Annotated in this window: 32 protein-coding genes; 4 read left to right on the top strand and 28 right to left on the bottom strand. The window is 64.7% G+C overall.

Going from position 1 to position 18,990, the window contains the following annotated elements; all coding sequences use genetic code 11:
- Positions 1 to 45: 45 nt before the first annotated feature.
- From ABCN01_RS06750 to ABCN01_RS06620, 27 genes are all read right to left on the bottom strand, one after another.
- Complete coding sequence (locus ABCN01_RS06750; protein WP_342996550.1) at positions 46 to 1,521, bottom strand: phage minor head protein; 1,476 nt, start codon at positions 1,519 to 1,521, stop codon at positions 46 to 48.
- A 3-nt stretch (positions 1,522 to 1,524) separates the two neighbouring features.
- Entirely contained in the window at positions 1,525 to 2,961 is a 1,437-nt protein-coding gene (locus tag ABCN01_RS06745; protein ID WP_342996551.1) for a phage portal protein, read from the bottom strand.
- Entirely contained in the window at positions 2,940 to 4,151 is a 1,212-nt protein-coding gene (locus ABCN01_RS06740) for a PBSX family phage terminase large subunit (RefSeq protein WP_343014241.1), read from the bottom strand. Before ABCN01_RS06740 ends, ABCN01_RS06745 begins: the two co-directional genes overlap by 22 nt.
- A gap of 18 nt (positions 4,152 to 4,169) precedes the next feature.
- The gene (locus tag ABCN01_RS06735; protein WP_040358550.1) at positions 4,170 to 4,565 is read right to left on the bottom strand and encodes a helix-turn-helix domain-containing protein; all 396 of its coding nucleotides are present in this window, start codon (positions 4,563 to 4,565) and stop codon (positions 4,170 to 4,172) included.
- Positions 4,566 to 4,712: 147 nt separating this feature from the next.
- Entirely contained in the window at positions 4,713 to 5,006 is a 294-nt protein-coding gene (locus ABCN01_RS06730; protein WP_343014240.1) for a hypothetical protein, read from the bottom strand.
- 183 nt (positions 5,007 to 5,189) lie between these two features.
- A complete protein-coding gene (locus ABCN01_RS06725; RefSeq protein WP_342996554.1) occupies positions 5,190 to 5,504 on the bottom strand; it encodes a hypothetical protein in 315 nt (104 codons plus the stop codon).
- On the bottom strand, positions 5,494 to 5,820 hold the full coding sequence (locus tag ABCN01_RS06720) for a DUF4406 domain-containing protein (protein ID WP_343014239.1): 327 nt from the start codon (positions 5,818 to 5,820) through the stop codon (positions 5,494 to 5,496). Before ABCN01_RS06720 ends, ABCN01_RS06725 begins: the two co-directional genes overlap by 11 nt.
- Positions 5,821 to 5,844: 24 nt before the next feature.
- Positions 5,845 to 6,039: a hypothetical protein gene (locus tag ABCN01_RS06715; protein WP_342996556.1), complete on the bottom strand. Its 195-nt coding sequence runs from the start codon at positions 6,037 to 6,039 to the stop codon at positions 5,845 to 5,847.
- Positions 6,039 to 6,440, bottom strand: coding sequence for a hypothetical protein (locus tag ABCN01_RS06710; protein WP_342996557.1), 402 nt, complete (start codon positions 6,438 to 6,440; stop codon positions 6,039 to 6,041). The genes ABCN01_RS06715 and ABCN01_RS06710 overlap by 1 nt, the downstream gene beginning before the upstream one ends.
- Positions 6,440 to 6,742 carry a hypothetical protein gene (locus tag ABCN01_RS06705; protein WP_342996558.1) on the bottom strand — a complete coding sequence of 101 codons (303 nt, stop codon included), beginning with the start codon at positions 6,740 to 6,742 and terminating at the stop codon, positions 6,440 to 6,442. The genes ABCN01_RS06710 and ABCN01_RS06705 overlap by 1 nt, the downstream gene beginning before the upstream one ends.
- Positions 6,739 to 7,035 (bottom strand): hypothetical protein, encoded by a 297-nt coding sequence (locus ABCN01_RS06700; RefSeq protein ID WP_342996559.1) that lies wholly within the window; start codon positions 7,033 to 7,035, stop codon positions 6,739 to 6,741. The genes ABCN01_RS06705 and ABCN01_RS06700 overlap by 4 nt, the downstream gene beginning before the upstream one ends.
- 8 nt (positions 7,036 to 7,043) lie before the next feature.
- Complete coding sequence (locus ABCN01_RS06695) at positions 7,044 to 7,346, bottom strand: hypothetical protein (RefSeq protein ID WP_342996560.1); 303 nt, start codon at positions 7,344 to 7,346, stop codon at positions 7,044 to 7,046.
- 222 nt (positions 7,347 to 7,568) lie between these two features.
- A complete protein-coding gene (locus ABCN01_RS06690) occupies positions 7,569 to 7,811 on the bottom strand; it encodes a hypothetical protein (RefSeq protein WP_342996561.1) in 243 nt (80 codons plus the stop codon).
- Positions 7,808 to 8,671 (bottom strand): DUF6291 domain-containing protein, encoded by an 864-nt coding sequence (locus ABCN01_RS06685; RefSeq protein ID WP_342996562.1) that lies wholly within the window; start codon positions 8,669 to 8,671, stop codon positions 7,808 to 7,810. Before ABCN01_RS06685 ends, ABCN01_RS06690 begins: the two co-directional genes overlap by 4 nt.
- A 109-nt stretch (positions 8,672 to 8,780) precedes the next feature.
- Positions 8,781 to 9,257, bottom strand: coding sequence for a single-stranded DNA-binding protein (gene ssb, locus ABCN01_RS06680; protein WP_342996563.1), 477 nt, complete (start codon positions 9,255 to 9,257; stop codon positions 8,781 to 8,783).
- Entirely contained in the window at positions 9,254 to 9,595 is a 342-nt protein-coding gene (gene mihF, locus ABCN01_RS06675) for an integration host factor, actinobacterial type (RefSeq protein ID WP_342996564.1), read from the bottom strand. The genes ssb and mihF overlap by 4 nt, the downstream gene beginning before the upstream one ends.
- 3 nt (positions 9,596 to 9,598) lie before the next feature.
- On the bottom strand, positions 9,599 to 10,597 hold the full coding sequence (locus ABCN01_RS06670) for a DUF1351 domain-containing protein (protein WP_343014238.1): 999 nt from the start codon (positions 10,595 to 10,597) through the stop codon (positions 9,599 to 9,601).
- Positions 10,597 to 11,460: a hypothetical protein gene (locus tag ABCN01_RS06665; protein WP_342996566.1), complete on the bottom strand. Its 864-nt coding sequence runs from the start codon at positions 11,458 to 11,460 to the stop codon at positions 10,597 to 10,599. The genes ABCN01_RS06670 and ABCN01_RS06665 overlap by 1 nt, the downstream gene beginning before the upstream one ends.
- On the bottom strand, positions 11,453 to 11,818 hold the full coding sequence (locus ABCN01_RS06660) for a hypothetical protein (protein ID WP_342996567.1): 366 nt from the start codon (positions 11,816 to 11,818) through the stop codon (positions 11,453 to 11,455). Before ABCN01_RS06660 ends, ABCN01_RS06665 begins: the two co-directional genes overlap by 8 nt.
- Entirely contained in the window at positions 11,818 to 12,276 is a 459-nt protein-coding gene (locus ABCN01_RS06655) for a RusA family crossover junction endodeoxyribonuclease (RefSeq protein ID WP_342996568.1), read from the bottom strand. The genes ABCN01_RS06660 and ABCN01_RS06655 overlap by 1 nt, the downstream gene beginning before the upstream one ends.
- Positions 12,273 to 12,413 (bottom strand): hypothetical protein, encoded by a 141-nt coding sequence (locus tag ABCN01_RS06650; RefSeq protein WP_342996569.1) that lies wholly within the window; start codon positions 12,411 to 12,413, stop codon positions 12,273 to 12,275. The genes ABCN01_RS06655 and ABCN01_RS06650 overlap by 4 nt, the downstream gene beginning before the upstream one ends.
- Positions 12,394 to 12,642 (bottom strand): DNA-binding protein, encoded by a 249-nt coding sequence (locus ABCN01_RS06645; protein ID WP_342996570.1) that lies wholly within the window; start codon positions 12,640 to 12,642, stop codon positions 12,394 to 12,396. The genes ABCN01_RS06650 and ABCN01_RS06645 overlap by 20 nt, the downstream gene beginning before the upstream one ends.
- A gap of 281 nt (positions 12,643 to 12,923) precedes the next feature.
- Positions 12,924 to 13,136: a hypothetical protein gene (locus ABCN01_RS06640; protein WP_342996571.1), complete on the bottom strand. Its 213-nt coding sequence runs from the start codon at positions 13,134 to 13,136 to the stop codon at positions 12,924 to 12,926.
- A gap of 2 nt (positions 13,137 to 13,138) precedes the next feature.
- Positions 13,139 to 13,309 carry a hypothetical protein gene (locus ABCN01_RS06635; RefSeq protein WP_342996572.1) on the bottom strand — a complete coding sequence of 57 codons (171 nt, stop codon included), beginning with the start codon at positions 13,307 to 13,309 and terminating at the stop codon, positions 13,139 to 13,141.
- Entirely contained in the window at positions 13,306 to 13,593 is a 288-nt protein-coding gene (locus tag ABCN01_RS06630) for a hypothetical protein (protein ID WP_342996573.1), read from the bottom strand. The genes ABCN01_RS06635 and ABCN01_RS06630 overlap by 4 nt, the downstream gene beginning before the upstream one ends.
- Positions 13,594 to 13,595: 2 nt before the next feature.
- A complete protein-coding gene (locus ABCN01_RS06625) occupies positions 13,596 to 13,928 on the bottom strand; it encodes a hypothetical protein (protein ID WP_342996574.1) in 333 nt (110 codons plus the stop codon).
- A gap of 150 nt (positions 13,929 to 14,078) precedes the next feature.
- Complete coding sequence (locus ABCN01_RS06620) at positions 14,079 to 14,282, bottom strand: hypothetical protein (RefSeq protein ID WP_342996575.1); 204 nt, start codon at positions 14,280 to 14,282, stop codon at positions 14,079 to 14,081.
- A gap of 120 nt (positions 14,283 to 14,402) precedes the next feature.
- Between ABCN01_RS06620 and ABCN01_RS06615 the strand changes: the two genes are divergently transcribed.
- The 4 genes from ABCN01_RS06615 to ABCN01_RS06600 all read left to right on the top strand — a co-directional run bounded on the left by ABCN01_RS06615 (position 14,403) and on the right by ABCN01_RS06600 (position 18,177).
- Positions 14,403 to 15,041, top strand: coding sequence for a helix-turn-helix domain-containing protein (locus ABCN01_RS06615; protein WP_342996576.1), 639 nt, complete (start codon positions 14,403 to 14,405; stop codon positions 15,039 to 15,041).
- 18 nt (positions 15,042 to 15,059) lie between these two features.
- The gene (locus ABCN01_RS06610; RefSeq protein WP_342996577.1) at positions 15,060 to 16,349 is read left to right on the top strand and encodes an SNIPE associated domain-containing protein; all 1,290 of its coding nucleotides are present in this window, start codon (positions 15,060 to 15,062) and stop codon (positions 16,347 to 16,349) included.
- A 97-nt stretch (positions 16,350 to 16,446) separates the two neighbouring features.
- Positions 16,447 to 16,896, top strand: coding sequence for a hypothetical protein (locus ABCN01_RS06605; RefSeq protein WP_342996578.1), 450 nt, complete (start codon positions 16,447 to 16,449; stop codon positions 16,894 to 16,896).
- Positions 16,897 to 17,049: 153 nt separating this feature from the next.
- Complete coding sequence (locus ABCN01_RS06600) at positions 17,050 to 18,177, top strand: hypothetical protein (protein WP_342996579.1); 1,128 nt, start codon at positions 17,050 to 17,052, stop codon at positions 18,175 to 18,177.
- A 146-nt stretch (positions 18,178 to 18,323) separates the two neighbouring features.
- On the opposite strand, the gene ABCN01_RS06595 is transcribed toward ABCN01_RS06600, so the two are convergent.
- The gene (locus ABCN01_RS06595; protein ID WP_195544807.1) at positions 18,324 to 18,983 is read right to left on the bottom strand and encodes an SGNH/GDSL hydrolase family protein; all 660 of its coding nucleotides are present in this window, start codon (positions 18,981 to 18,983) and stop codon (positions 18,324 to 18,326) included.
- Positions 18,984 to 18,990: the final 7 nt, after the last annotated feature.

Raw genomic sequence — 18,990 nt, 5'->3', positions numbered from 1 at the left:
GGAGCTATTTCCGCGTTGCGCTAGCTGCGGAAACGCGGGACCCGTTCAGGCTGTTGCATTGAGATTGAAAATCAACCGAAGCCTCATTACCCTCGCCGGTTTGTCGGAGTAATCGCCGCGCAGCTGCTGTCTGAAGTGGAACACCTCCTCGAGCACCTCCGAAGTCGTCGCGTCCGAGCGCAGGATAATCGTGTCGCCGATGGCGGCCGCGTCGACCTTTTCCTTATCGAGATGGGCCTCCCAACTGGCATCGCCCCTGATCACCAAGCCGCCATGTCTCTCAACATAGTTCTTCTGCGAGTTGTACAGGGCCTCGTTCACCGGCTTGCAGCTCGCCCTTCGGAGCTCCGTTTCCGTCGGTTTCCTTCGCGTAAGCGCCGTGTCCAGTACCTTCTGCTGGTCGCCCGCCGACATCTTCCTGAACCCGCTCGACGGTATGCCGTAGTCCTCGAGTTGGCGCGAGAGCCGCTTGCGCGCCTCGGTCTTGGACACGCCCGCCACATCCAGCTTGCGCTTGGTGCCGGGCATCTCCATGAACTCGGAGATGGTGCGGTTCGCGGGCTTCGCGCCGGTGACAGCGGGCTTTCCGGCCTTCCATTCCTCGTAGGTCATGCCCTCGGGCAGCCTGCTCCAACGCTTGCCGTCGCTGTAGTCGATGCCCTCGACGGCCGCGATGAGCGTGCAGCGGCAGTTGCACGTCTCGGCATACGGCGCCTCCGGGTCGCCGGGATAGCGGCAGCCGTTGCTGAACTTTTCCCCGACCTCGACCTTCTCGCCGTCGAGCTGCCTATGGCTCGAGCGCGTGCGGCCGTCCATCGTCGCCAGCCACTCCTGCTGCACCTTGATACCGAGCCCCTTGGCCCTCTTGTAGCTGTCGACGCGCCCGACATTCTCCGCCGCCGTCGTCGAGGTGCGCGCCAAGCGCACCGCCGCCGCGCGGTTCGCCCCCGTCACGTCCTGCATGCGCTTGGCTATCTTGGGTATCGACTCGCCGAGCAGCACGCCCTGCGTGATCTGGTTGGCGATGAGCCGGCGGTTCCACGCCATGTCCTTGGCGACGTTGACGGACGGCTTGGGCAGGTAGCTGTCGTGGTCGGCGAGCAGCCTCTGCACGGTCGAGGCGTCCTGGAGCGCGAAGGCCGTGTCAACGCCCACGGCGCTCTCGACCTGCCACGTGCCGTAGTTGTAGTTCTCGGCGTAGACCTCGGGCAGCCTGCCCTCGATGGCGGCGGCAGCGACGACGTTCGCATGCGTCATGGCCTCGGCGCACTGCTTGAGGACGATTCGGTAGCGCCTGCCGGCCGCGATCTTCCCGCTTCGCCAAGACCTGTATTGAGCCTTGGTGATCTCGCCGGCCTCGAGACGCCCGCGCATCTTCTCGTCGTCGGCCTCGAACTGCGCCAGATAGCGCTTGAGGTTGGCGTAGGCCATCTTGCTCGCCTCGCCGTACACTCCCGCCACCTCGCGCTCGAACGCCCGAATCTCGGCGTCTGAGAACTCGTGGGCCTCGTCCGCGGCCATGCGCTACTCCTCGCCGTCCCCGTCGTCGCTGTCGTCGTCTGCACCCGCGGCCCCCGTCGCGTTGGCGGCGAGTGCCGGCGGCAGCGCAGCCATGCGCTCCTCCTGCTCCCGCCGCTTGCGCTCCAAAATCTCGGCGGCCTCGTCGGGCGTGATGTTCGGCAGCTTTCGCAGGATCGTCTCGTCGTCCAGATACTCGGCCTCCAGGCACACGTTCTCGATCTGCTCCTTGGTGTTGCTGATGCGCGTGCGGGTGAAGATCGGCGTGTCCTCGATGCCCTGGAGCGCGAGCAGGTCCATGATGCCCTCTCGCATGTGGCGCTCGAACTCCGCGGCCTCCTCGTCAAGCGGCTGGTAGGCAGCGTCAATGTGGTCGTTGGTCGCGCCGGCGGCGATGGTGTGCACGTCGAGCGCGCCGAAGTCCTCGTAGATGTCGGCCTTTATCTGGGCCAGCGCCTCGCGGCTGCTCGCCACGGGCACCTCCTGCACGTACGGCGTCGCGGCCTGCCCCTGCTCGGCGTCGACCTGCGCCACGTGCGTGAGCTTGAGCTTGGCGCGCCACAGGTCGAGCTCGCGGTCGTCCATGCCCCCGGCGCCGTTGACGATCCAGTAGATCTGCGCGCAGTCGTTTACGTCGTTGCACAGGCCGCTCTTGATCATGTCGTAGGCGTCGATGCCCCCGCGCATGCCCACGAGCGTGGACTGGTGCGCGTCGCTGCCCCACACGGGCACGATGGGCAGGCGCGAGTAGTTCTCCTCGTCAACGGCCAGTGCGAGGCCGTCGGCCGGCACCTCCTCGTAGGTCACCTTGTAGGCGCGCTTCGCCTCCGTCACGGCGAAGTCGAGCGTGCCGGCGGCCGGGGCGGCCATCTGCGTGTAGCCGTCCTCCTCGTACAGCGTGGCGTTCCACGGGTGGTCCGGGTCGAGGCGCCAGAAGCGCACGCCGGCCACCAGCGCGCCGCTCACCTCGTCCCACACCGGGCAGAACTCGTCGGCCGTGAACACGTCGATGTGGTCGAGGTTCCAGAAGGGGAAGCTGATGCCGTGGATAAGCGCGTACAGGCCTATCTTCATCACGTCGTCGTCGAAGCGGTCGCCCAGCGCCTCCTTGGTGGTGTCCTTGCCGCCCTTCGAGACGTCCACGAAGCTCACGCCCTTGCCAAGCGAATAGGAGCAGCGCTGCCCGTTCAGGCGCTTGAACAGGTTGGACTTGATTCGCATGTCGGACGCCGTGTAGTCGTCGACCGGCGTGCCGGCGCTCGAGTACACGATTTTGGTGAACCTGTTGATGGTCACGTTCTGCTGGCGGTAGTAGTCGCTGGCCGCCACGGCGTTGCGGTACATCTCGCCGGCCATGTAGCGCCTCACGGCGTCCGAGGCGAACCCCGCCGCCGAGCCCGCCGCCGCCATGTCAGCCGCCGTCACAATCGGGCCGTCTGCCATCGGCCCCTCCCTTCCCTATCGAACAGCGGGTTTACCTGCTGTTTCTTCGGCTTGTACATGCGCAGTGTCGCCACGCCGTAACGGAGTGCGTCGCAGCTGTGGTCCTCGACCTTGACGGGCCTGTCGCCGTCCGCCTTGGCGTCCCAGCAGTAGCCGCCGAGCTCGCCTATCAGCCCCGTGCAGGCGTCGGAGATGCGCACCGTGCCGTTGCCCAGGCACACATCCGTCTCTCGTATGCCGTCCGCGACGTCGTTGCGCCCGTTCTTGGTCTTGAACCCGGCCTGCCGCATCGCGGCGATGAAGCTCGTGGCGCTCGGGTCGATGATGAACTTGGGCGGCTTGTCCAGCCCGCGCACGAAGTCGGCCATGTCGGCCACGTAGTCGGCGTCCGTCTTCTGGTGGCCCGTGTCGCGGCCCGAGTAGCGGTACTCGTCCACCACGTGCCACACACGGCCGTCGTAAGCCCACAGGAGCGCCGCGAAGGCGTTCTGCGTGCCGTAGTCGCAAGACACTGCGTACTTGACGGCGCCGCCCGCATATCGGCTCTCGAGGGCACCATCCCACCCGGGGTAGACCAGGCCCTCGGCCAGCGTCCACTTGCCCAAGATGTAGCGGTCGTAGTACACGCCGCTGCCGTAGTCCTTGATGAGGGCCTCGATGACATCCGGTGCCAGCGCGCCGTCCCAGATCGTGTAGTCCTGCCTGTAGATGTCGCTGTCGCCGTCGAGGAACCGCTTGAACCAGTGGTTCGGGCTGTCGGGGTTGCAGGTGCCGTCGAAGCGGCTGTGCTCGCAGCGCAGGCGGCTCTTGAGCATCTGGAAAACATCTTCGCTCCACGTGGCGACCTCGTCGCCGTAGACCCACTCGAACGTGGCGCCCTGGATCTTGGATACGCTTGTCTTCTTGTCCGCCCCGAGGCAGTAGACCTTGCGCCCGAATATCTGGGCCGTGTTGTCCCGCCCGATCTGGCTGACGACGTCCTCGCTGTAAAGGGAGCGCATCGGCTCGAGGATGTTGCGCTCGAGCGTCGAGCGGGTGTTCCCGATCATCACCGCCAGCCCCTCGCCCCTCATGGCGAGGAGCCTCTGCGGTATGGTCACGGCTATGTCGACGTAGCTCTTGCCCGAGCCCGTCGCCCCGCACTTCACGTTGTAGCGGTGCGTGCAGTTGGCGAGGTACTCGCGCTGCATCCTCGTGAGCGGCATCGGCTACTCGTCCCCGCCGATTGAGGACGGCACGGACAGCACGAGCTCCTTGGCGGCCTTGAGTACCGCCGTGTCGGTGGTGTCCATGATGCGCTGCGCCTTGGCGTACTCCTGCGGGTACTTGCGCTCCAAAAGCCACGCCGCCGCCTGCCAGCTGTCGCCGCTCGCGTCCATGATGCGGCCCACGAGCGTCGCCTTGCGCTCCACCTCGGCCTTTTTTAGAACGTGACACAGTTGACGCTGATTGTCTGTTCTGGGGTGGTTGATCCAGCGGCTGTATGTCTCGCGTGCGACCCCGAGATATGCGGCTATGTCCCTGTCGGTCATTCCGGCACGGCACAGGCGGACGGCATCCTCGATGCCCTCCTTGGTCAGTTTTTCACGCCCTTTTCCCGCCACAAAATCACGTTTCCGCTGGTAGATAGCCCTATGGAAACGCGCACGTTCCCACCTTTTTACGCACGTGGACAAGCGCGTGCGTTTGCCCACGAGCGTAAAAAGGGGGTAACGTTTAAAGAAAAGGCCCCGGAAACCGGGGCCTTTCGGCTACTCGACCTTCTTCCTGTGCGCGGCCTGACGTATGCGGTTGCTCTCAGCCTCCTCCTCGAGCCGTCTCTTCCGCTCCGCCAGATAGCACCCCTTGCACAGCATCCACTTCTTCGCCTGCGCCGAAGTGTCGAACACGGGCCGCGCGTCGCACGCGATGCACAGACCGTCCGTTCCGGTCGAGAAGCGCCCGTACCGCTGCCGCGCGTGCCTCACGGCGCTCGGCGTCACCCTGAGGTCCGCCGCGATCTCCGCCGCCGTCCGCTCCGGGTGCGCCTGCATCCGCCTTATCATCTCGTCCGTCCAAAGGACGTAAGAGGAGCGCCCCTTACGGAGCGCCCACTCGTCCCTCAACGGATGTGTTGACTTTGTAGATGGGCCTTTTGGCCCATCTCCTACAGGCTGCCTACACGCCATTCGCATACCCCCTAAAGCTCGCCCGCCACGGCAGAACCTTATCAAGCGCCGGGGACCAACTCACCAAGGACGCTCGATTATCGACCCGCAATCAGGGCAGTACGTTGCATCCAGTAGGTATAGCGCAGTGCACCCGCACTCTGAACAAGCTGTGCGCCCGTCCTCGTCCTCGACGAGATGGCACGTCGGCCGGTCGATTAGATCTGCAAGGGCCGCGTACGTCTCGTTCTCAACCTCGTGACTGAACTTGCCGTCCACCTCGACGCCGATTGAGTTTGCAATCACGTCGAGTGAATCAACGTGGCGGTATGCCCCGGTCGATGCTTCGCGCAACTCGGCCACCGCTCGCTTGCGCTCGTCATCGCTAATCCTCATAAAGCACCTCGAGACCGTACGCGACGGCGGCATCATGCTCGATGCGGCATCCACGTGCGTTCTCCCAGCCTTTGCAGAAGTAGGCCGCATGGCACAGGCTCATGTTCTCAAGAGATTTCGCGAGATAGCAGAGCGGGACCTGCACCACGCCGCGCTCCTCCATGGCCTCGTCGCTGTACCACTCGTCGGTGAACAGGGTGTTTACGAACTCGTAGCCCATCTCGCGCAGCTTGGCGTGCGCCTTATCCCTCGTCTCCGCGATTTCCTCGTCTGTCTTACCGGCCATAGGCTGCGAAATCATCGCTCGCTTATTCATTTGTCATCATCCTCAAATTGGTAATCATTCGTCCATCTTCTCCAGCTTGCGCCCGCAGAACGGGCAGAAGTTAATCGGGATGCTCCAAGTTCCGTAATTGTCATGAGGGTGGTCGACTGTGATCGTCGGGTATCCGTCGAGCGTCCAACGAATGAGAATTGCGTCCGGACCGCCCTCGGCGGCATCGAGGCCGTCGTAGCCCCTGCAGTAGTCGCACATCAGTCCTCACCCCGCAGCTTGCGGATGCGCTCCTTGATGTCCTTTAGCGCATACGAGTCACCATGACATGGGCCGTCGCCGTCCAAGATGCATTTGAAACACACTCCGGACGGGTTGTGGTACGAACAAAGGCCGTCCGCCTCGATGCACCTGTCCAAGTCATCCTCCAATTTCTCCCATGTGTCGGGCTCGGGGGTGGTGAGGTACACGAGTGCTGGGTCGAGTGCAAATCCACGGTCGGTAATCGCACGCCATTTGTTCGACCATCCGTCACTCAAATCAAAGTCCGTGGTGAATGTCCAGCGCACGATGCTATATACGTTCCCGTCACGGTTGAACAGCGCCACGGTATCAAGCGGAATCTCTCGTCCCTCGGCATCCTTGGGCAATTCGACGCTCATCACTCAACCTCCTCGTAGTCGCGGCACTCGCCGCACTCGTCCTCGCAGTACAGCAGGTTCCCCATGAGCCACACCACGGCCCACTTCGCCAGGCGCCAGAACCCCTCCTTGCGGTCAGGCGCCTCCGCGTCGAAGGCGCGCTCGAACCCGAGGTGGCAGTAGCCGTAGTCGACGTGGATGTCGCTGCTGCAGAAATGCCTGCAGTTCCCGCACATCCTGGGCTCGCAGGCCCCGCCGAAGTGGCGCTCGATGGCGGCGTCGGTCACCCCCATCGGGTAGCCGCCGACCCTCGAGTCACTCATCGCAGTCCGCCCCCCCCTACGCTCTCGTCGAGCAGGTCGATGGCGTCCCCGACGGTCGCCTCGATGCTCGTGAGCTGGCGGCGCAGGTTCTGCACGAGGTTCGCGCCGGCGACCTCAGCCCTTCCCGCCTCGTAGGCGCGCTCGATCATGTCGGTCACCGCGACCTGCATCGCCGTGTCGTTGTAGCCGCGCCTGACGCGATACTTCCCCAGGTAGGCGTGCGCCCTGTCCTGCGGCCTGCACTCGCGGTCGAAATGGAACACCTCGACCGCGTCGGCCTTGATCTGATCCAAAGTCTCCATCACAAACGTCCCCTCTCTCGGTTCCTCTCGTTGCAGCGCTCGATTGCCGCGTCCACATCCTCCTGCGTGAACCCCTCGGCGTCGAGCAGGCTGACGACCGCCTGGACCACGTCCATGCACTCGTCAATGAGGTCGCGTCTTAGCTCGTCGCAAAAGGCCGCGATCCGGCAGTCCCGGTAGTCGTCGCACTGCTGCCACACGCCGTATACCTCGGCCGCCTCCTCGAGCGGCTTGAGCGCCTGCACCTTGGGCGCATCCGGCTCATCGAGCGCCCCGAACTCGAACCTGTATCCGTCGCGCATCAGATGCGCCTCCCCTCCGCCAGCGCCGCGCGCATGGCGTTGACCTCTCGGCCCGACTCACTCCTCGTTCCGAGGTACACGTCAACGGGCCGCTTGCTCGCATCCCTTCGCGCCACGTTCTCGCACCACCCGCAGCAGTACCTCTGGTTCCTGTACGCCGTGCGGAACCGCCTGCCGCACTGCCCGCACACGAGCACGTAGGCCCCGCGCCTGTCCAGCGACTCAGCCCTCATGTCGCGCCTCCCAGTAGTTGCACCTCGCGAGCCCCTGCGTGGCGTGCACGAAGTCGGGGCAGCGCATGCACGTGTACCGCTTGCGGCCCTCGCCGGACGCCGTCATGACCGCCTCGCTCACGGCGCAGAACCCGCACGTCTCGCAGCGGGCGCTGCGCGGCCCGTCGTCGTAGATGCTCACAGACCCCTTCGGTCTGCCCATGTTCTCGTTCCTCTCGTCGTCCAAGCTCATGACGCCCTCCTCTCGCATGCGGCCCTCGCATCCAGCAGACGCCGCGCGTCCTGGTACGCCTTGAGCGCCACCGGGTCGGCGGTCGTCCCCCTCGGGGCCTTCACCTTCGCCGGGTCGATGCCCGGATGTTCCTCTCGCCACCTGCGCTCGAGCTCCGACCTCGTCTGCTCGGGCGTCCTCGTGGGCCTGAACGTCGCGGCCTCGACCTCCGAGGCGGTGGGCTTGCCGCGGCTCCGGGCCTCGGCGTCGAGCTCGCGCTGGCGGCGGTGCCACTGCCGGGCCTGCGGCTGCCAGTCCGAGATCGGCATGCCGTTTGACTTGCGCCAGCCCTGCGACGCGTAGAAGTCGAAGAACGCCTGCGGGTCGCCGTTCAGGCAGTTGGCCCCGAAGTACGCGGCGACCTCCTCGGCGGTCGGCGGCTCGAAGCCCTCGGGCGCGTCGGGCGCGATGCACTGTCCTGCATTGGCCTGGCTTGGTATGGCTTGGTATGGACTGGTATATAAGGAGGGGTTTTCATGTTCCGAAACCCCCGTTTCGGCAGTTTCCGAAACCCCGAAACCCCCGTTTCGGTTTTCCGAAACCCCCGTTTCGGCAGTTTCCGTATCCTCCGAAACCCCCGTTTCGGCCTTGGAGCCCTTTCGCGGCCTGCCGCCCTTGTTCTTGTTGCGGGCGGCGATGCTGTTGTCGATGTCCTCGCGGAGGCCCTCGAACACGGCCCTGAGCGCCCAGTTGTCGAACTCCGGCTCGACGCCGTTGGTGCCGTACTGGATAATCGCCCAACAGAGTTCCCCGCGCGGCCCATCCGGCACGCATTTCAAGGCGTTGGTGAGCTTCGGGAACCACGTGAACTTGTTGTCCATCAGAACCACCCCCAAAGGATTGAAGAGAAGAACAGGAAACCCGCGGAGAAGGAGGCGGCGAACAGTGCCGCCTCCCAGTGGTCGCGGATGGTGTCGGGTACGCGCCTCATCAGAACGGCACGTCCTCGTCGTAGAACTCGGGCTGCGGGACCGCGGCGTAGGCCTGCTGGGCGCTCCACTGCGGCGCTGCCTGCGCCCGGGACTGAACGGGTACCGTGTCCGCGAGGCTCTGCTGCGGCTGGGCCTGCGTCTGCCCCTCGCGGCGCACCATGACATCGAACTCGTCGACGATCACCTCGAGCTTCGAGCGCTTCTGCCCGTCGCGCTCCCAGGAGCTGTAGCGCAGCTTGCCCTCGATGGCGACCTTCATGCCCTTGGCGAGGAAACGGCTCACGGCCTCGGCGCGGCTGCCGAACATGGTGCAGTCGACGAAGTTGGGATAGTCCTCCCACTCGCCCGTCTGTGCGTTGCGGCGGCGGTCGTTCACGGCGACGCCGAAGGACAGGACCTGCGTCCCGCTCGCCGTGGCGCGCAGCTCGGGGTCGCGGGTCAGGTTGCCGGTGATGTTCACTCGGTTGATGCTCACTGCCCGTCCTCCTTTGCGGTCATGCAGCCCTTGATGGCATCGACGAGGCGCGGCCCCTGCATGTAGCCCAGGCCGCTCACGCGGCGGCCGTCGCGGATATGGCACACCTCGACGATCTTCTGCGCCGTGACCGGGCCGATGCCCGGGAATGAGCGGGCGAACTCCTCGACCTTGAGCCTCTGCGCGATGGGCGCCTCGATGGCGACCTCGGGCGGGATGTTGCCCGCCTTGCACGCCGCCTTGAACGCGGCGCGCTCGCGGCGCGTGTGGACGGCCCTCGCCATCGCCTCCTTACGCTGCTCCGGCGTCCGGAGCGGCGGCAGGTTCTTCTCCTCCATGTCCTACATCCTCTCGACGTATCCGTGAATGTCGTTGTCGACCATGACGGCCCTCACGCGGCGCAACTCGTCCGCCGTGGCGCACTCGATGACCACGCGGTAGCCCCTCTGCGGTGCCGGGGCCGCATCCTCGGCCACATCCGGCTCGGGGCGCGACGGCACCACCCGCACGCACCTCGGCACGCCCAAGGGCGGCTCAGGCTCGGGCTGCTCGTCGGGCAGAGGCTCGGGGTCGGGCGGCTGCGGCGCGGGCTCGGGCTCTGGCGCGGGCTCCGGTGCGGGCGCCGCCGCCTGCTCGTAGGTCGACACGAGCGCGGCGGCCTTGGCGACCTCCTCGCGGTGCGCGGCGACAGCCGCCGCCACCTCGCCCGAGTCCATCGGCAGCGTCCTCGTCCACCATGCGACGGCCCACGCCTTCTCGGACTCGTCCGCGTAGTCCAGCCCGTTGACGAACTTGAACTGGTGCAGCAGCTCGCCCACGCGGCGCTCGATGACGTTCTTGGCCTTGACCTCGCCGAAGCTAGCGTTGAGCCACTTGTCGTCGGCGATGCGCTCGTATGGCACCAGCGGCCCCATCTCGCCCGCGAGGTCGTAGTAGTGGCCCTTGAGCGCGGTGAGTCGGCGGGTCCTGCACTCGCCGTCGTAGCGGTCTATCTCGGCCTTGTACTCATCGGAGAGCGCGTCGATGGGCGCCGTGATCTCGCCGATGGTCTTGTCGAACGTCTTGAGCAGGTCGCTGTACTTCTTCTTCGCGGCCTTTCGCTGCGCCTCGATGGGCTTCTTCACGTCGTTGACCGCCGCGCGGTACTTCTTCGCCGCCTTGAAGTCCTCGTCCTTCTCGATGCGCTTGACGTCCACGTAGTCCGCCAGCTTCTCGTCGACGCTCTCCTTGAGCTTCGCCAGCTTGTCCTCGAGCGTGTCGTCGATGGCGAGCGACGCCACCAGCGTGTCGAAGTCCTCCTCGAGCGGCACGGCCTCGACCGCCAAAACCTCATCTGCCATCAGAAGCCTCCCAGCAGGTCGTCGTCGGTCGCATACTCGGCGGGCGCGGGCTCATAGACGGGCGCGGGCTCCGGCTCGGGGGCGGCGGGCTCGGGCTGCGCCTTGCGTGCCGCGATCTCCTCCTCCATCCAAGAGGCCGCGCGGCGCGCCTGCATGAGCGTCATGTCGTGCATGTTGCCCGACGAGCAGCCCACGGCGGCGCAGATGGCGGCCATGGCCCCGGCGCTGTCGAGCCCAGTCGCCGCCATGAACGGCTTGAACAGGTCGCGCACCGGCTGGAGGTCGACCTCGGGGGCGCGCTCGACCGTGGCCTCGACCGCCACGGGCTCGGCGGCGCCGTCGGGCCCGGTTTGCGAGGCTCCCAGCTCCTCGCCCGTGTAGACGACGCCGTAGAGCGCCTCCGGGCAGGCGTCGCGCGCGCACTCGGTGATGGAACGCGCCGTCAGCATGGCCATCGGGTATTTCTTCCAGTTCTCCTTGTTTGAGAGGTTCGCCTGCTGCGCCTTGGCCATGTCCCATGTCGCGGTGAACGTGAAGTCGGGGTCGTCCCTGCGCACTATCTCGCACGTGGCCGTCCTCGCCCTGTTGTCCTTCGTGACGCGGAGCCTGTGGCCGGCGCGTCGCACGTTGGCCGCGATGAGCTCGGCGCTGGCCGAGGGCCTGCCGCTGATGACCGTGATGCGGTACAGACTCTCGGCGGGCGACAGGCCCATCGAGCGGCCGAAGTCCATGGCGATGAGGACGTTGGCCGGCTGGCCCCTGTAGGCGCTCGGGACCAGCGAGCCCTGGCACACGGTCTTGGCGTACTGCATCTGCTCGGCGAAGGTCATCGCCGGCTGCTGGAGCGCGATCTCGTTACTCATCGACGACCACCTCATCGAACTCGTAGGGCGTGACGGTGTAGTTGTCCTCGTCGAGGAGGGTGTCGTCGTCCATCATGAGGGCGAGCACGCCGGCCGCGCCCTTGCTCTTGAACTCCTCCTCGCAGCGCATCGCGTACGAGACCACGGCGTTGAGCTCCTCTGGCGTGAAGTCGCGAGGCTCGTCGAATGCGCTCTGCGCGATGCCCGCGCAGTAGCCGATGCCGCGCAGCACGGCGGGGTCGACGCCGGTCGCCGACGTCTCGGACTCGGCGTTGAACAGCGCGTTGACGCCGAGGTCGCCCATGTAGCCGATGAACGTGTCCTCCCAGCACGGCTCCGGCTTCTTCTTGCAATCCATTACATTTCCTCCGTTTCGTCCCTGCGCCCGGACCACCCGGGCGCTATCGATATGTCCATGCGCTCGGCCTGCCCGCGCACCCTGGGGTGCTTTACCACGTGCAGGTCGACCACTTGCGCGTCGTCGGCCCAGACGAGCCCGTTGAGCGCGTCCATGACCAGCTTGCCCTCGTTGTCCCCGTCCGGCTTGTAGGTGTCCGGCTCCGAGCGCACGCGCTTGGGCCGACTCTCCGGCAGCGGACGGTAGGCGTCGACGTTGAGGATCACCGGCTCGTGCGGGCCGAAGACCAGGGGCTGGATGCCCGCCTCGGCCATCGCCTCCCGACACGCCGCCGCGATGGCCCGCTCGGCCCTCAGCGTCTCGGTCGGCGTATACATCCGAGCGTGGCGCCGGTCGAGCCTGTGGCGCTGCTTGCCCGCCGCGAACTTGACGGTGAACGCGAATCGCCTGCCGGTCACAGTACCGACCCCATCCCGAGCACAACGCGGATGCCGTCCGCCGCGAGCAGCATCGCCCGCAGGACGTAGGGCATGAGCGCGTACACCGCGAACAGGAGCGCGATGTACGCAGCGCACCTAAGCAGCCTCGATGCCATGCGTTCCCTCCTCGATCCACTGCTCCACCCATTCCGGGCGCACCATGCGCCCCACCTTGCGCCCCTCGGGCAGCTGCGAGCGCAGGCGGCCCGCCTTGCACTCGACGCGCAGCGTGTCGTATGGCACCCCCGTCACCCTCGACGCCTCGCGCAGCGTGTACATCAGCTTGTGCCTGATGCCAAGCTCGTCGGCCATCTGCTGGAACGTTTTGGCTCTGCTAGAATCCATGAGTGACCTCCTTTCAGGTCTGGAGCCGTCCCCGCTTTCCACACCGGGCGGCTCTTTTTTTGTCGGTTTCGGGGCCTCGCCCCCGGCACGGCACCGGTAGGGAACGTCCCCGCGGATGGTTATTGGAGAGCCGCGGGGCAACGGTGCCGCCCCGGGAATGGGGCCCGCGGGATGCCTGAGCGGCAATACCCGCGTTGACGCGTTACACACGCGTTAGGCTTCGGGCCATGATTCGTAGACAGCAGACATATCGCCCGAAGCACGTCCGACCAGCGGGCCCCCTACTCGTGCGGCTCGTCGACTGGGTCGAGCGGCACCCTCGCATCAGCGCCGCGATCGTCCTCGCCGGGTTCATCAACGACGCCTGCGACCTGCTTGGGCGCGTCGTTGATCTCGCGATGCTTCTCATGAAGCTCGCGGGTGTGCTCTAGCACGAACGCGAGCGCAAGAACGTCGAGGAAGACCCGGACGGCCGCATGGATAAGGTCCAACATCCCTACTCGCCGCCCTTGAGAGTCCTGAGGATTGAGATGCCGAGCGTTGTCAACGCCCCGGAAACCATCCTCAAGAGGCACTCGACCAGCGCGAGCGCCGCGACGACCAGAACGAGCGGCGTGGTGACGACGATGGCGACCACGAGGCGAACAGCCTGACAGAACTTGCTCATCGCCCATCGCCGCCCAGGTAGACTTCCTCCAGGCCGGGCATGTAGACGAGCGAGTTGCCCAGCGTGAAGTAGACTTTCCCGTACAGGGCGAACGTCACGGACGAGGCGATGTAGTACGCGGTCCCGTCGAGCTTTCCCAGCTTCTCGGTGCCCTTCTCCAAAATCTTGATGTTCTTCTCGTTGGTGAAGCCGAACGTCTCCGAGATACGGAACGCGGCGCTCTTGTCGGTCTCGACATAGGAGCCGTCGACAAGCTCGAAGTCGTAGCGGACCCGCTTACCCATCGCTACTCACGCCCCTTCTGCAGCTGATACATGACCCACTCGCCCACAGCGAGGCCGACCTCAACCGGCTGGATGCCGGGGTCGATGGCGTCGGCGGTGTTCATGCAGACCGTGCGCTGGACGTAGGCCATGACCGCCTCGCCGCGCAGCAGGCCGTCCAGGCGCCCGCGGGCGTCGAGGAACGACTCGAAGGCCTCATGGTGCCAGCCGCCGCCGGCGTCGCACCAGCAGACGATGGCCTCGATGCTCGCGAAGCCACTCGGGCACTCGATCTCGAAGGACTTCCCGCGCGCCTCGTACCTGATGTTCTCGCGGCGCATCTTCACGTCTCCCATGTCGCCCTCCCCTACAGCTTGAAGTCGGAAAAGTCGCGGGCCTCGACGGGCTCGGCCTCGACCGTGATTGCCTCGGGGATGTTCCAGCCGCCCAGCTCGATGTCGATGTAGTTCTCGTTCATGGTTCTCTCCGTTTCGTTACGGTCAAATCTAATTTGACTTATCAGCTAAAAAAATAGTCGGGTCCACCCCGAAGTGCTCTCCGAGCGCCTTGGCTCTTGCAGGGTTCATACGGTGCTCTTGGTCGTTCTCAAGGGCATCATATGCCGGCAAAGAGATTCCGAGAGCTGCGGCGATGTTCTTCTTCTGGAAGCGTTCGACGCCCGCCTCTCGGTACTCCTGTAAGCTCTGCATGTGCTCCTCCTTTCGTTGACCTAAGGTTAAACCTTATTTGACCGCGGGTCAACTTAAAATTATCTATAAATCAATTTTTCTTTTATTAGAATTAAATTACGTTTAACCGAAGGAGGGTCCATGAGTTTCGCAAACCGAGTAAGAGCCCTGCGTGAGGCGCGTAATTGGAACCAGGAGGACGTCGGAAACAGACTCAACCCGAAGGTCACCAAAGCCGCCGTTGCTTCGTGGGAGTCGGGCAAATCTCAACCGAGAATGTACCGGCTTGAGCAACTCGCCGACCTCTTCGACACGACGGTGGCCGAACTCATGGGCGAGACCCCGGAGCCCGTGCGCCCCAACGGCGCCCAGTACGTGACTCTGCCCGTGCTCGTCGCCGGGCACGCAGGCGAGTTCACCGACGAGTTCGGTCCCGACGAGGTCGCTGACGTGCCGATCTCAGTCCTCGAGCGCGTCAACGACCCGGACGCCTACCTCATGCGCGTGCGCGGCTCATGCATGAATCGCAGGTTTGCCGATGGCGAGAACGCACTGCTCTCCCCCAGGTGCGAACCGCGAAACGGCGACGCCGTGGCGGCCGAGTACAACGGCGAGATGATCCTTAGAAGCTACTACCGCGGGGCGTCGACCCTCGTGCTGTCGCCGGACAGCTACGAGGACGGCTACACCGACATAGTTTTCGACGATCCGGAGAACGCCAGCGTGAACTTCCGCGGCGTCGTCAAGTGGCACCAGGCCAGCGAGGTCAAGAGGTATTAGAGACAGAAAGGCGAACCGATGGCTTTCAGGGACATGTTCAAGGCGACCGAGTACAAGCAGCGGGTAGAGGAGCTCGAGTCCATGCTCACGCCGGAGATGGCGGACGCGGACAGGCTCAGGCGCGAGGCCGAGGACCTCAGGAAGAAAATCGAGGAGGAGAAGGCCTCGCTCGAGAAGCTGGAGAAGCAGAACTTCAAACTGGATGCCATCGTCAAGGCAAAGGAGTCCAAGTCGCGCGTCCTCGATGACGAGCTGCTGGTCGAGGAGTTCGGCCTGTACCGCCCGCGCTTCGACTTCGCCGACTCGACTCACTACAAGGACGCCCTCGACCGATGCCGCAGGAAACAGAAGGAGGCCGTCAAGAGCTTCAGCAAGGCCGCGGACAAGACGTCCTGGACGGTCAACGGCAGCGCCTCGAAGGGCAAGGCGATGGTCCGCGAAATCTCGAAGCTGCTCATGATGGCGTACAACGGCGAGTGCGACGAAATCGTGCGCAAAGTCAAGGCGACCAACGTCGAGCGCTCGCTCGAGAGAATCGAGAAGTCGGCCGCGGCCATCAACCGCAACGGCAAGACCCTCGGCATATCCATCCCCGCCGCATACGTCCTCCTCAAGCAGGAGGAGGTCCAGCTGGCCTTCGAGTTCGCACAGGAGAAAGAGGAGGAGAAGGAGGCGCTGCGCGAAGCCCGCGAGCAGGAGCGCGAGGCCCGGAAGCTCGAGCGCGAGATAGCGGCCGAGCGCAAGAAGCTCGAGAAGGAGCGCTCCCAGTACCTCAAGGCGTACAAGGACATCTCGGCACGCCTGAAGGATGCCGGCGACGACGAGCGCGCCGATCTCGAGGAGAAGGCCGCGGAGCTCAAGGCGAAGCTCGACGACGTGGACAGGGCAGTGTCGGATGTCGATTACCGAGAGGCGAACCAGAAGGCAGGCTTCGTATACGTTATCTCCAACATCGGCTCATTCGGTGAGGGCGTCTACAAGATCGGGATGACGAGGCGTCTTGAGCCGATGGACCGCATCCGCGAGCTCGGAGACGCGTCCGTCCCGTTCAATTTCGACGTGCACGCGCTCATCTTCTGCGATGACGCCCCGAAGCTCGAGGCGGCGCTGCACCGGGCCTTCGAGGACAGGAAGGTGAACATAGTCAACCAGCGCAGGGAGTTCTTCCGCGTGTCGCTCGATGAGATCGAGGAGGTCGTCAAGGCGAACTACGACAAGACCGTCGAGTTCCACAGCGTGCCCGACGCCGAACAGTACAGGACGAGCGAGAAGTTGCGCGAGAAGGGCATTTTCCACCCGCTCGCCTAAAGAAAAAGCCCCGGATTTCGGCTCCGAGACTGGCCACGCCCTGAGCTTTAAGCAAAGGGCTAACTCATAAAAGCCCGAGCAGTACCGAGGTCACGACGTGGCCGATGAGAAAGCCGACCAGAAATTCGAGCAGGTACCTGTAGAGAGGAATGTCGTGCTTCATATCGAAAACCCTTTCAAGAAGGAGCCGGACTTCTCGGGCTATTCCGACCCGTACGGCTTCGCCCCGTTGCCGCCCGGCCTCGAGGCGACACTGGCGAAGATGGTCGACGGCGGCGGCTTCGACAGCGAGGACGATGCCAACGAGCTAGAGAGACTTGGCTATATCAGCGACCTGACCTTTTACTTCCGGCAATACGCTAGATGGGAGATAACTCCCAAGGGGAAGTCCTACGCATCCGACAAGGCCGAATACCTCGAGAGGCGTGAAGCATGGGCGAGGCGACAGCAGCAGCGCGAACGCGATCAGTTCGTCAGGGAAATACTCATAGCCGTGATAGGCGCGGTCATCGGCTCAATCGTCACACAGCTCATCGCAGGGAGGTGATGCCCATGAAAACGAAAAATCTCGGGACCGCAGGCTGATGCCGCGGCCCCGAGACTAAGGAGACGACCCCTGCACTTTGGAACGTGAGACGGGGCCGGAGTCAGAACCGGGCGAAACGGAGAATAAGCCCGCGATCTGAACGGATCTGATTATATGACAAAGAAGCAGCGCCGCCGCGTCTGGGGCTCCGTGACCGAGATGAGGCGCGGCAAGAAGTACGTCCTGCGCTGGATGCAGAACACGCCGCAGGGCCGCAGGCGCAAGACCAAGACCGTGTACGGAACCTACCGCGAGGCATGCGCGGAGCTGGACCGCATCCACGTCGAGCACGCCGACGACGCGCCCGTGCCCACCATAGCCAAGGCCTACGAGACGTGGCTCGTCCCCAAGATGGCCGCACAGGTCGAGGCGGGGACCCTCGCCCCCAACACCCGCGACCTCGTGCTGCGCTCGTGGAAGAACTACGTCGGACCCCGCTGGGGGCAGGCGCCCGTCGACCAGCTGCGCGCCGTCGAGCTGCAAGACTGGCTGCTGACACTTCCCGCCGCCACCGCTGACACCGCCCTGCTCACCCTGCGCAAGGTCTACGCCTGCGTCTCGACCTTCATCCGCCTGCCGCTCGACCCCTTCGCTGCCAGCGTCAGGTACACCATGCCCACCCGCAAGACCCGCGAGCGCTCAAAGCGCGTCTACACCCTCGACGAGGCCCTGGGCGTCCTCGACGCACTGCGCGGCAATCCCCTGGAGCCCGCGTTCATCCTCGCGTGCTTCGGCTCCTGCCGCTCGGGCGAGTCGCTGGGCGTGCGCACCGAGGAGGTGCTGCGCTGGGAGCGTAGCGGCACCGTCCTCGCCTCCGCCGACATCTGCCGCCAGATGCAGCAGTCCGGCACCGAGCCGGTGGGCGCCCTCAAGACCGCCAAGTCCGCCCGCACCGTCGTGATCTTACCGCAGGCCGCCGACCGCCTCGTCGAGATAGCGGCCTCGCGCGCCGCCGAGGGCCGCGAGTGGATGTGCGACCGGGGCGACGGGCTGCCCATGAACCGGAGCATTTGCAACGACCGCTGGCGGAAACTCTGCGCCGCCCGCGGCATCGAGCACATCCCGTGGTCGAACCTCCGCAACTCATGGCGTACGATAGCGGAGGTCGAGCTTCGCCTGCCGTGGGACCTCATAGAGATGCTGATGGGCCACGCCCTCCCCGGCGTGTCGGGCAGGCACTACATCCGTCCCACCGCCGAGCAGGTCGTCCGCGCCGCCTATGACGCGCTTGGGATAAGTTAGGATATTCCCCCGCAAAGCCGCAGGTAGATGGCACGCCGTTAGTTGTGGCAGTATTAAGATTCGCAGCCCAAGCCACCGCAAAGGCGCCTGTCCCCTTTGAACCACCGCAAAGGGGACAGGCGCCTTTGCGGTGGTTTGGGGTCGCGCTACTCACCGAGCATCTCTTGGAGCTTGGCTGCCACGGCGTGACCCAGGCTCTCATGGCTTTCGGGCATCATATGCAGATAGTCGATATCGCCCGGCTCGGCAAAGTCGGCGGCATTCAAAAAGTCGCAGCCAAACTGCTCAGCCACATGCGCGTAGTACTCACCAAAATGTTCCGAGGCTTCTACGGAATGCTCGTCAAAATCGGTCATATATACGTCGGCGATCTGCGGCTTAATCTTGATAGGCGCCATCAGCAGAATGCGCGGACAAGGCGCAGCGTCGGTCCACGGAAACGCGCGGACGGCGCGAATCAGCGCCATGGCGCCACGAGCGATATCGGCAGCCGTCACGTTAAAGACCGTCTTGCAGTCGTTGGTGCCCAGCATGATCACAATGGCGTCCAGCGGCTTATGGGCCTCGAGCATCATCGGAAGCGCGCGAATGCCGTTAAGATTGGTGTCCAGATGGCACATGTCGTCGCGTACCGTCGTGCGGCCGTTGAGGCCTTCTTCAATTACATGCCAGCCCTCGCCTAAGTCACGTTGGGCCACGCCGCACCAGCGCACATCCCGCGCATAGCGCACCGCGGTGCCGTCGCGCATGCCCGCCGGATCGTAACCATAGGTGTTGCTGTCGCCAAAGCATAGAACGTTTTTCATCGTAAGC

The sequence above is a fragment of the Collinsella aerofaciens genome (assembly GCF_039062365.1).
In the GTDB taxonomy this organism is placed as follows: Bacteria; Actinomycetota; Coriobacteriia; order Coriobacteriales; family Coriobacteriaceae; genus Collinsella.
Note: the sequence above shows the minus strand (reverse complement) of the source record. Positions and strands in the feature narration are given on the sequence as shown.

Excerpts from the sequence above, each read along its gene's own strand:
- ABCN01_RS06600 (WP_342996579.1), top strand. The coding sequence starts at position 17,050 with ATGACAAAGAAGCAGCGCCGCCGCGTCTGGGGCTCCGTGACCGAGATG.
- ABCN01_RS06660 (WP_342996567.1), bottom strand. The coding sequence starts at position 11,818 with ATGGATTGCAAGAAGAAGCCGGAGCCGTGCTGGGAGGACACGTTCATC.
- ABCN01_RS06620 (WP_342996575.1), bottom strand. The coding sequence starts at position 14,282 with ATGCAGAGCTTACAGGAGTACCGAGAGGCGGGCGTCGAACGCTTCCAG.
- ABCN01_RS06635 (WP_342996572.1), bottom strand. The coding sequence starts at position 13,309 with ATGAGCAAGTTCTGTCAGGCTGTTCGCCTCGTGGTCGCCATCGTCGTC.
- mihF (WP_342996564.1), bottom strand. The coding sequence starts at position 9,595 with ATGGAGGAGAAGAACCTGCCGCCGCTCCGGACGCCGGAGCAGCGTAAG.
- ABCN01_RS06715 (WP_342996556.1), bottom strand. The coding sequence starts at position 6,039 with ATGTGCGACTACTGCAGGGGCTACGACGGCCTCGATGCCGCCGAGGGC.
- ABCN01_RS06695 (WP_342996560.1), bottom strand. The coding sequence starts at position 7,346 with ATGCGCGACGGATACAGGTTCGAGTTCGGGGCGCTCGATGAGCCGGAT.
- ABCN01_RS06650 (WP_342996569.1), bottom strand. The coding sequence starts at position 12,413 with ATGGCATCGAGGCTGCTTAGGTGCGCTGCGTACATCGCGCTCCTGTTC.
- ABCN01_RS06705 (WP_342996558.1), bottom strand. The coding sequence starts at position 6,742 with ATGAGTGACTCGAGGGTCGGCGGCTACCCGATGGGGGTGACCGACGCC.
- ABCN01_RS06630 (WP_342996573.1), bottom strand. The coding sequence starts at position 13,593 with ATGGGTAAGCGGGTCCGCTACGACTTCGAGCTTGTCGACGGCTCCTAT.
- ABCN01_RS06595 (WP_195544807.1), bottom strand. The coding sequence starts at position 18,983 with ATGAAAAACGTTCTATGCTTTGGCGACAGCAACACCTATGGTTACGAT.
- ABCN01_RS06750 (WP_342996550.1), bottom strand. The coding sequence starts at position 1,521 with ATGGCCGCGGACGAGGCCCACGAGTTCTCAGACGCCGAGATTCGGGCG.
- ABCN01_RS06730 (WP_343014240.1), bottom strand. The coding sequence starts at position 5,006 with ATGATAAGGCGGATGCAGGCGCACCCGGAGCGGACGGCGGCGGAGATC.
- ABCN01_RS06615 (WP_342996576.1), top strand. The coding sequence starts at position 14,403 with ATGAGTTTCGCAAACCGAGTAAGAGCCCTGCGTGAGGCGCGTAATTGG.
- ABCN01_RS06745 (WP_342996551.1), bottom strand. The coding sequence starts at position 2,961 with ATGGCAGACGGCCCGATTGTGACGGCGGCTGACATGGCGGCGGCGGGC.
- ABCN01_RS06610 (WP_342996577.1), top strand. The coding sequence starts at position 15,060 with ATGGCTTTCAGGGACATGTTCAAGGCGACCGAGTACAAGCAGCGGGTA.
- ABCN01_RS06625 (WP_342996574.1), bottom strand. The coding sequence starts at position 13,928 with ATGGGAGACGTGAAGATGCGCCGCGAGAACATCAGGTACGAGGCGCGC.
- ABCN01_RS06640 (WP_342996571.1), bottom strand. The coding sequence starts at position 13,136 with ATGTTGGACCTTATCCATGCGGCCGTCCGGGTCTTCCTCGACGTTCTT.
- ABCN01_RS06725 (WP_342996554.1), bottom strand. The coding sequence starts at position 5,504 with ATGAGGATTAGCGATGACGAGCGCAAGCGAGCGGTGGCCGAGTTGCGC.
- ABCN01_RS06670 (WP_343014238.1), bottom strand. The coding sequence starts at position 10,597 with ATGGCAGATGAGGTTTTGGCGGTCGAGGCCGTGCCGCTCGAGGAGGAC.
- ABCN01_RS06685 (WP_342996562.1), bottom strand. The coding sequence starts at position 8,671 with ATGGACAACAAGTTCACGTGGTTCCCGAAGCTCACCAACGCCTTGAAA.
- ABCN01_RS06710 (WP_342996557.1), bottom strand. The coding sequence starts at position 6,440 with ATGAGCGTCGAATTGCCCAAGGATGCCGAGGGACGAGAGATTCCGCTT.
- ABCN01_RS06740 (WP_343014241.1), bottom strand. The coding sequence starts at position 4,151 with ATGCAGCGCGAGTACCTCGCCAACTGCACGCACCGCTACAACGTGAAG.
- ABCN01_RS06645 (WP_342996570.1), bottom strand. The coding sequence starts at position 12,642 with ATGGATTCTAGCAGAGCCAAAACGTTCCAGCAGATGGCCGACGAGCTT.
- ABCN01_RS06720 (WP_343014239.1), bottom strand. The coding sequence starts at position 5,820 with ATGAATAAGCGAGCGATGATTTCGCAGCCTATGGCCGGTAAGACAGAC.
- ABCN01_RS06690 (WP_342996561.1), bottom strand. The coding sequence starts at position 7,811 with ATGAGCTTGGACGACGAGAGGAACGAGAACATGGGCAGACCGAAGGGG.
- ABCN01_RS06665 (WP_342996566.1), bottom strand. The coding sequence starts at position 11,460 with ATGAGTAACGAGATCGCGCTCCAGCAGCCGGCGATGACCTTCGCCGAG.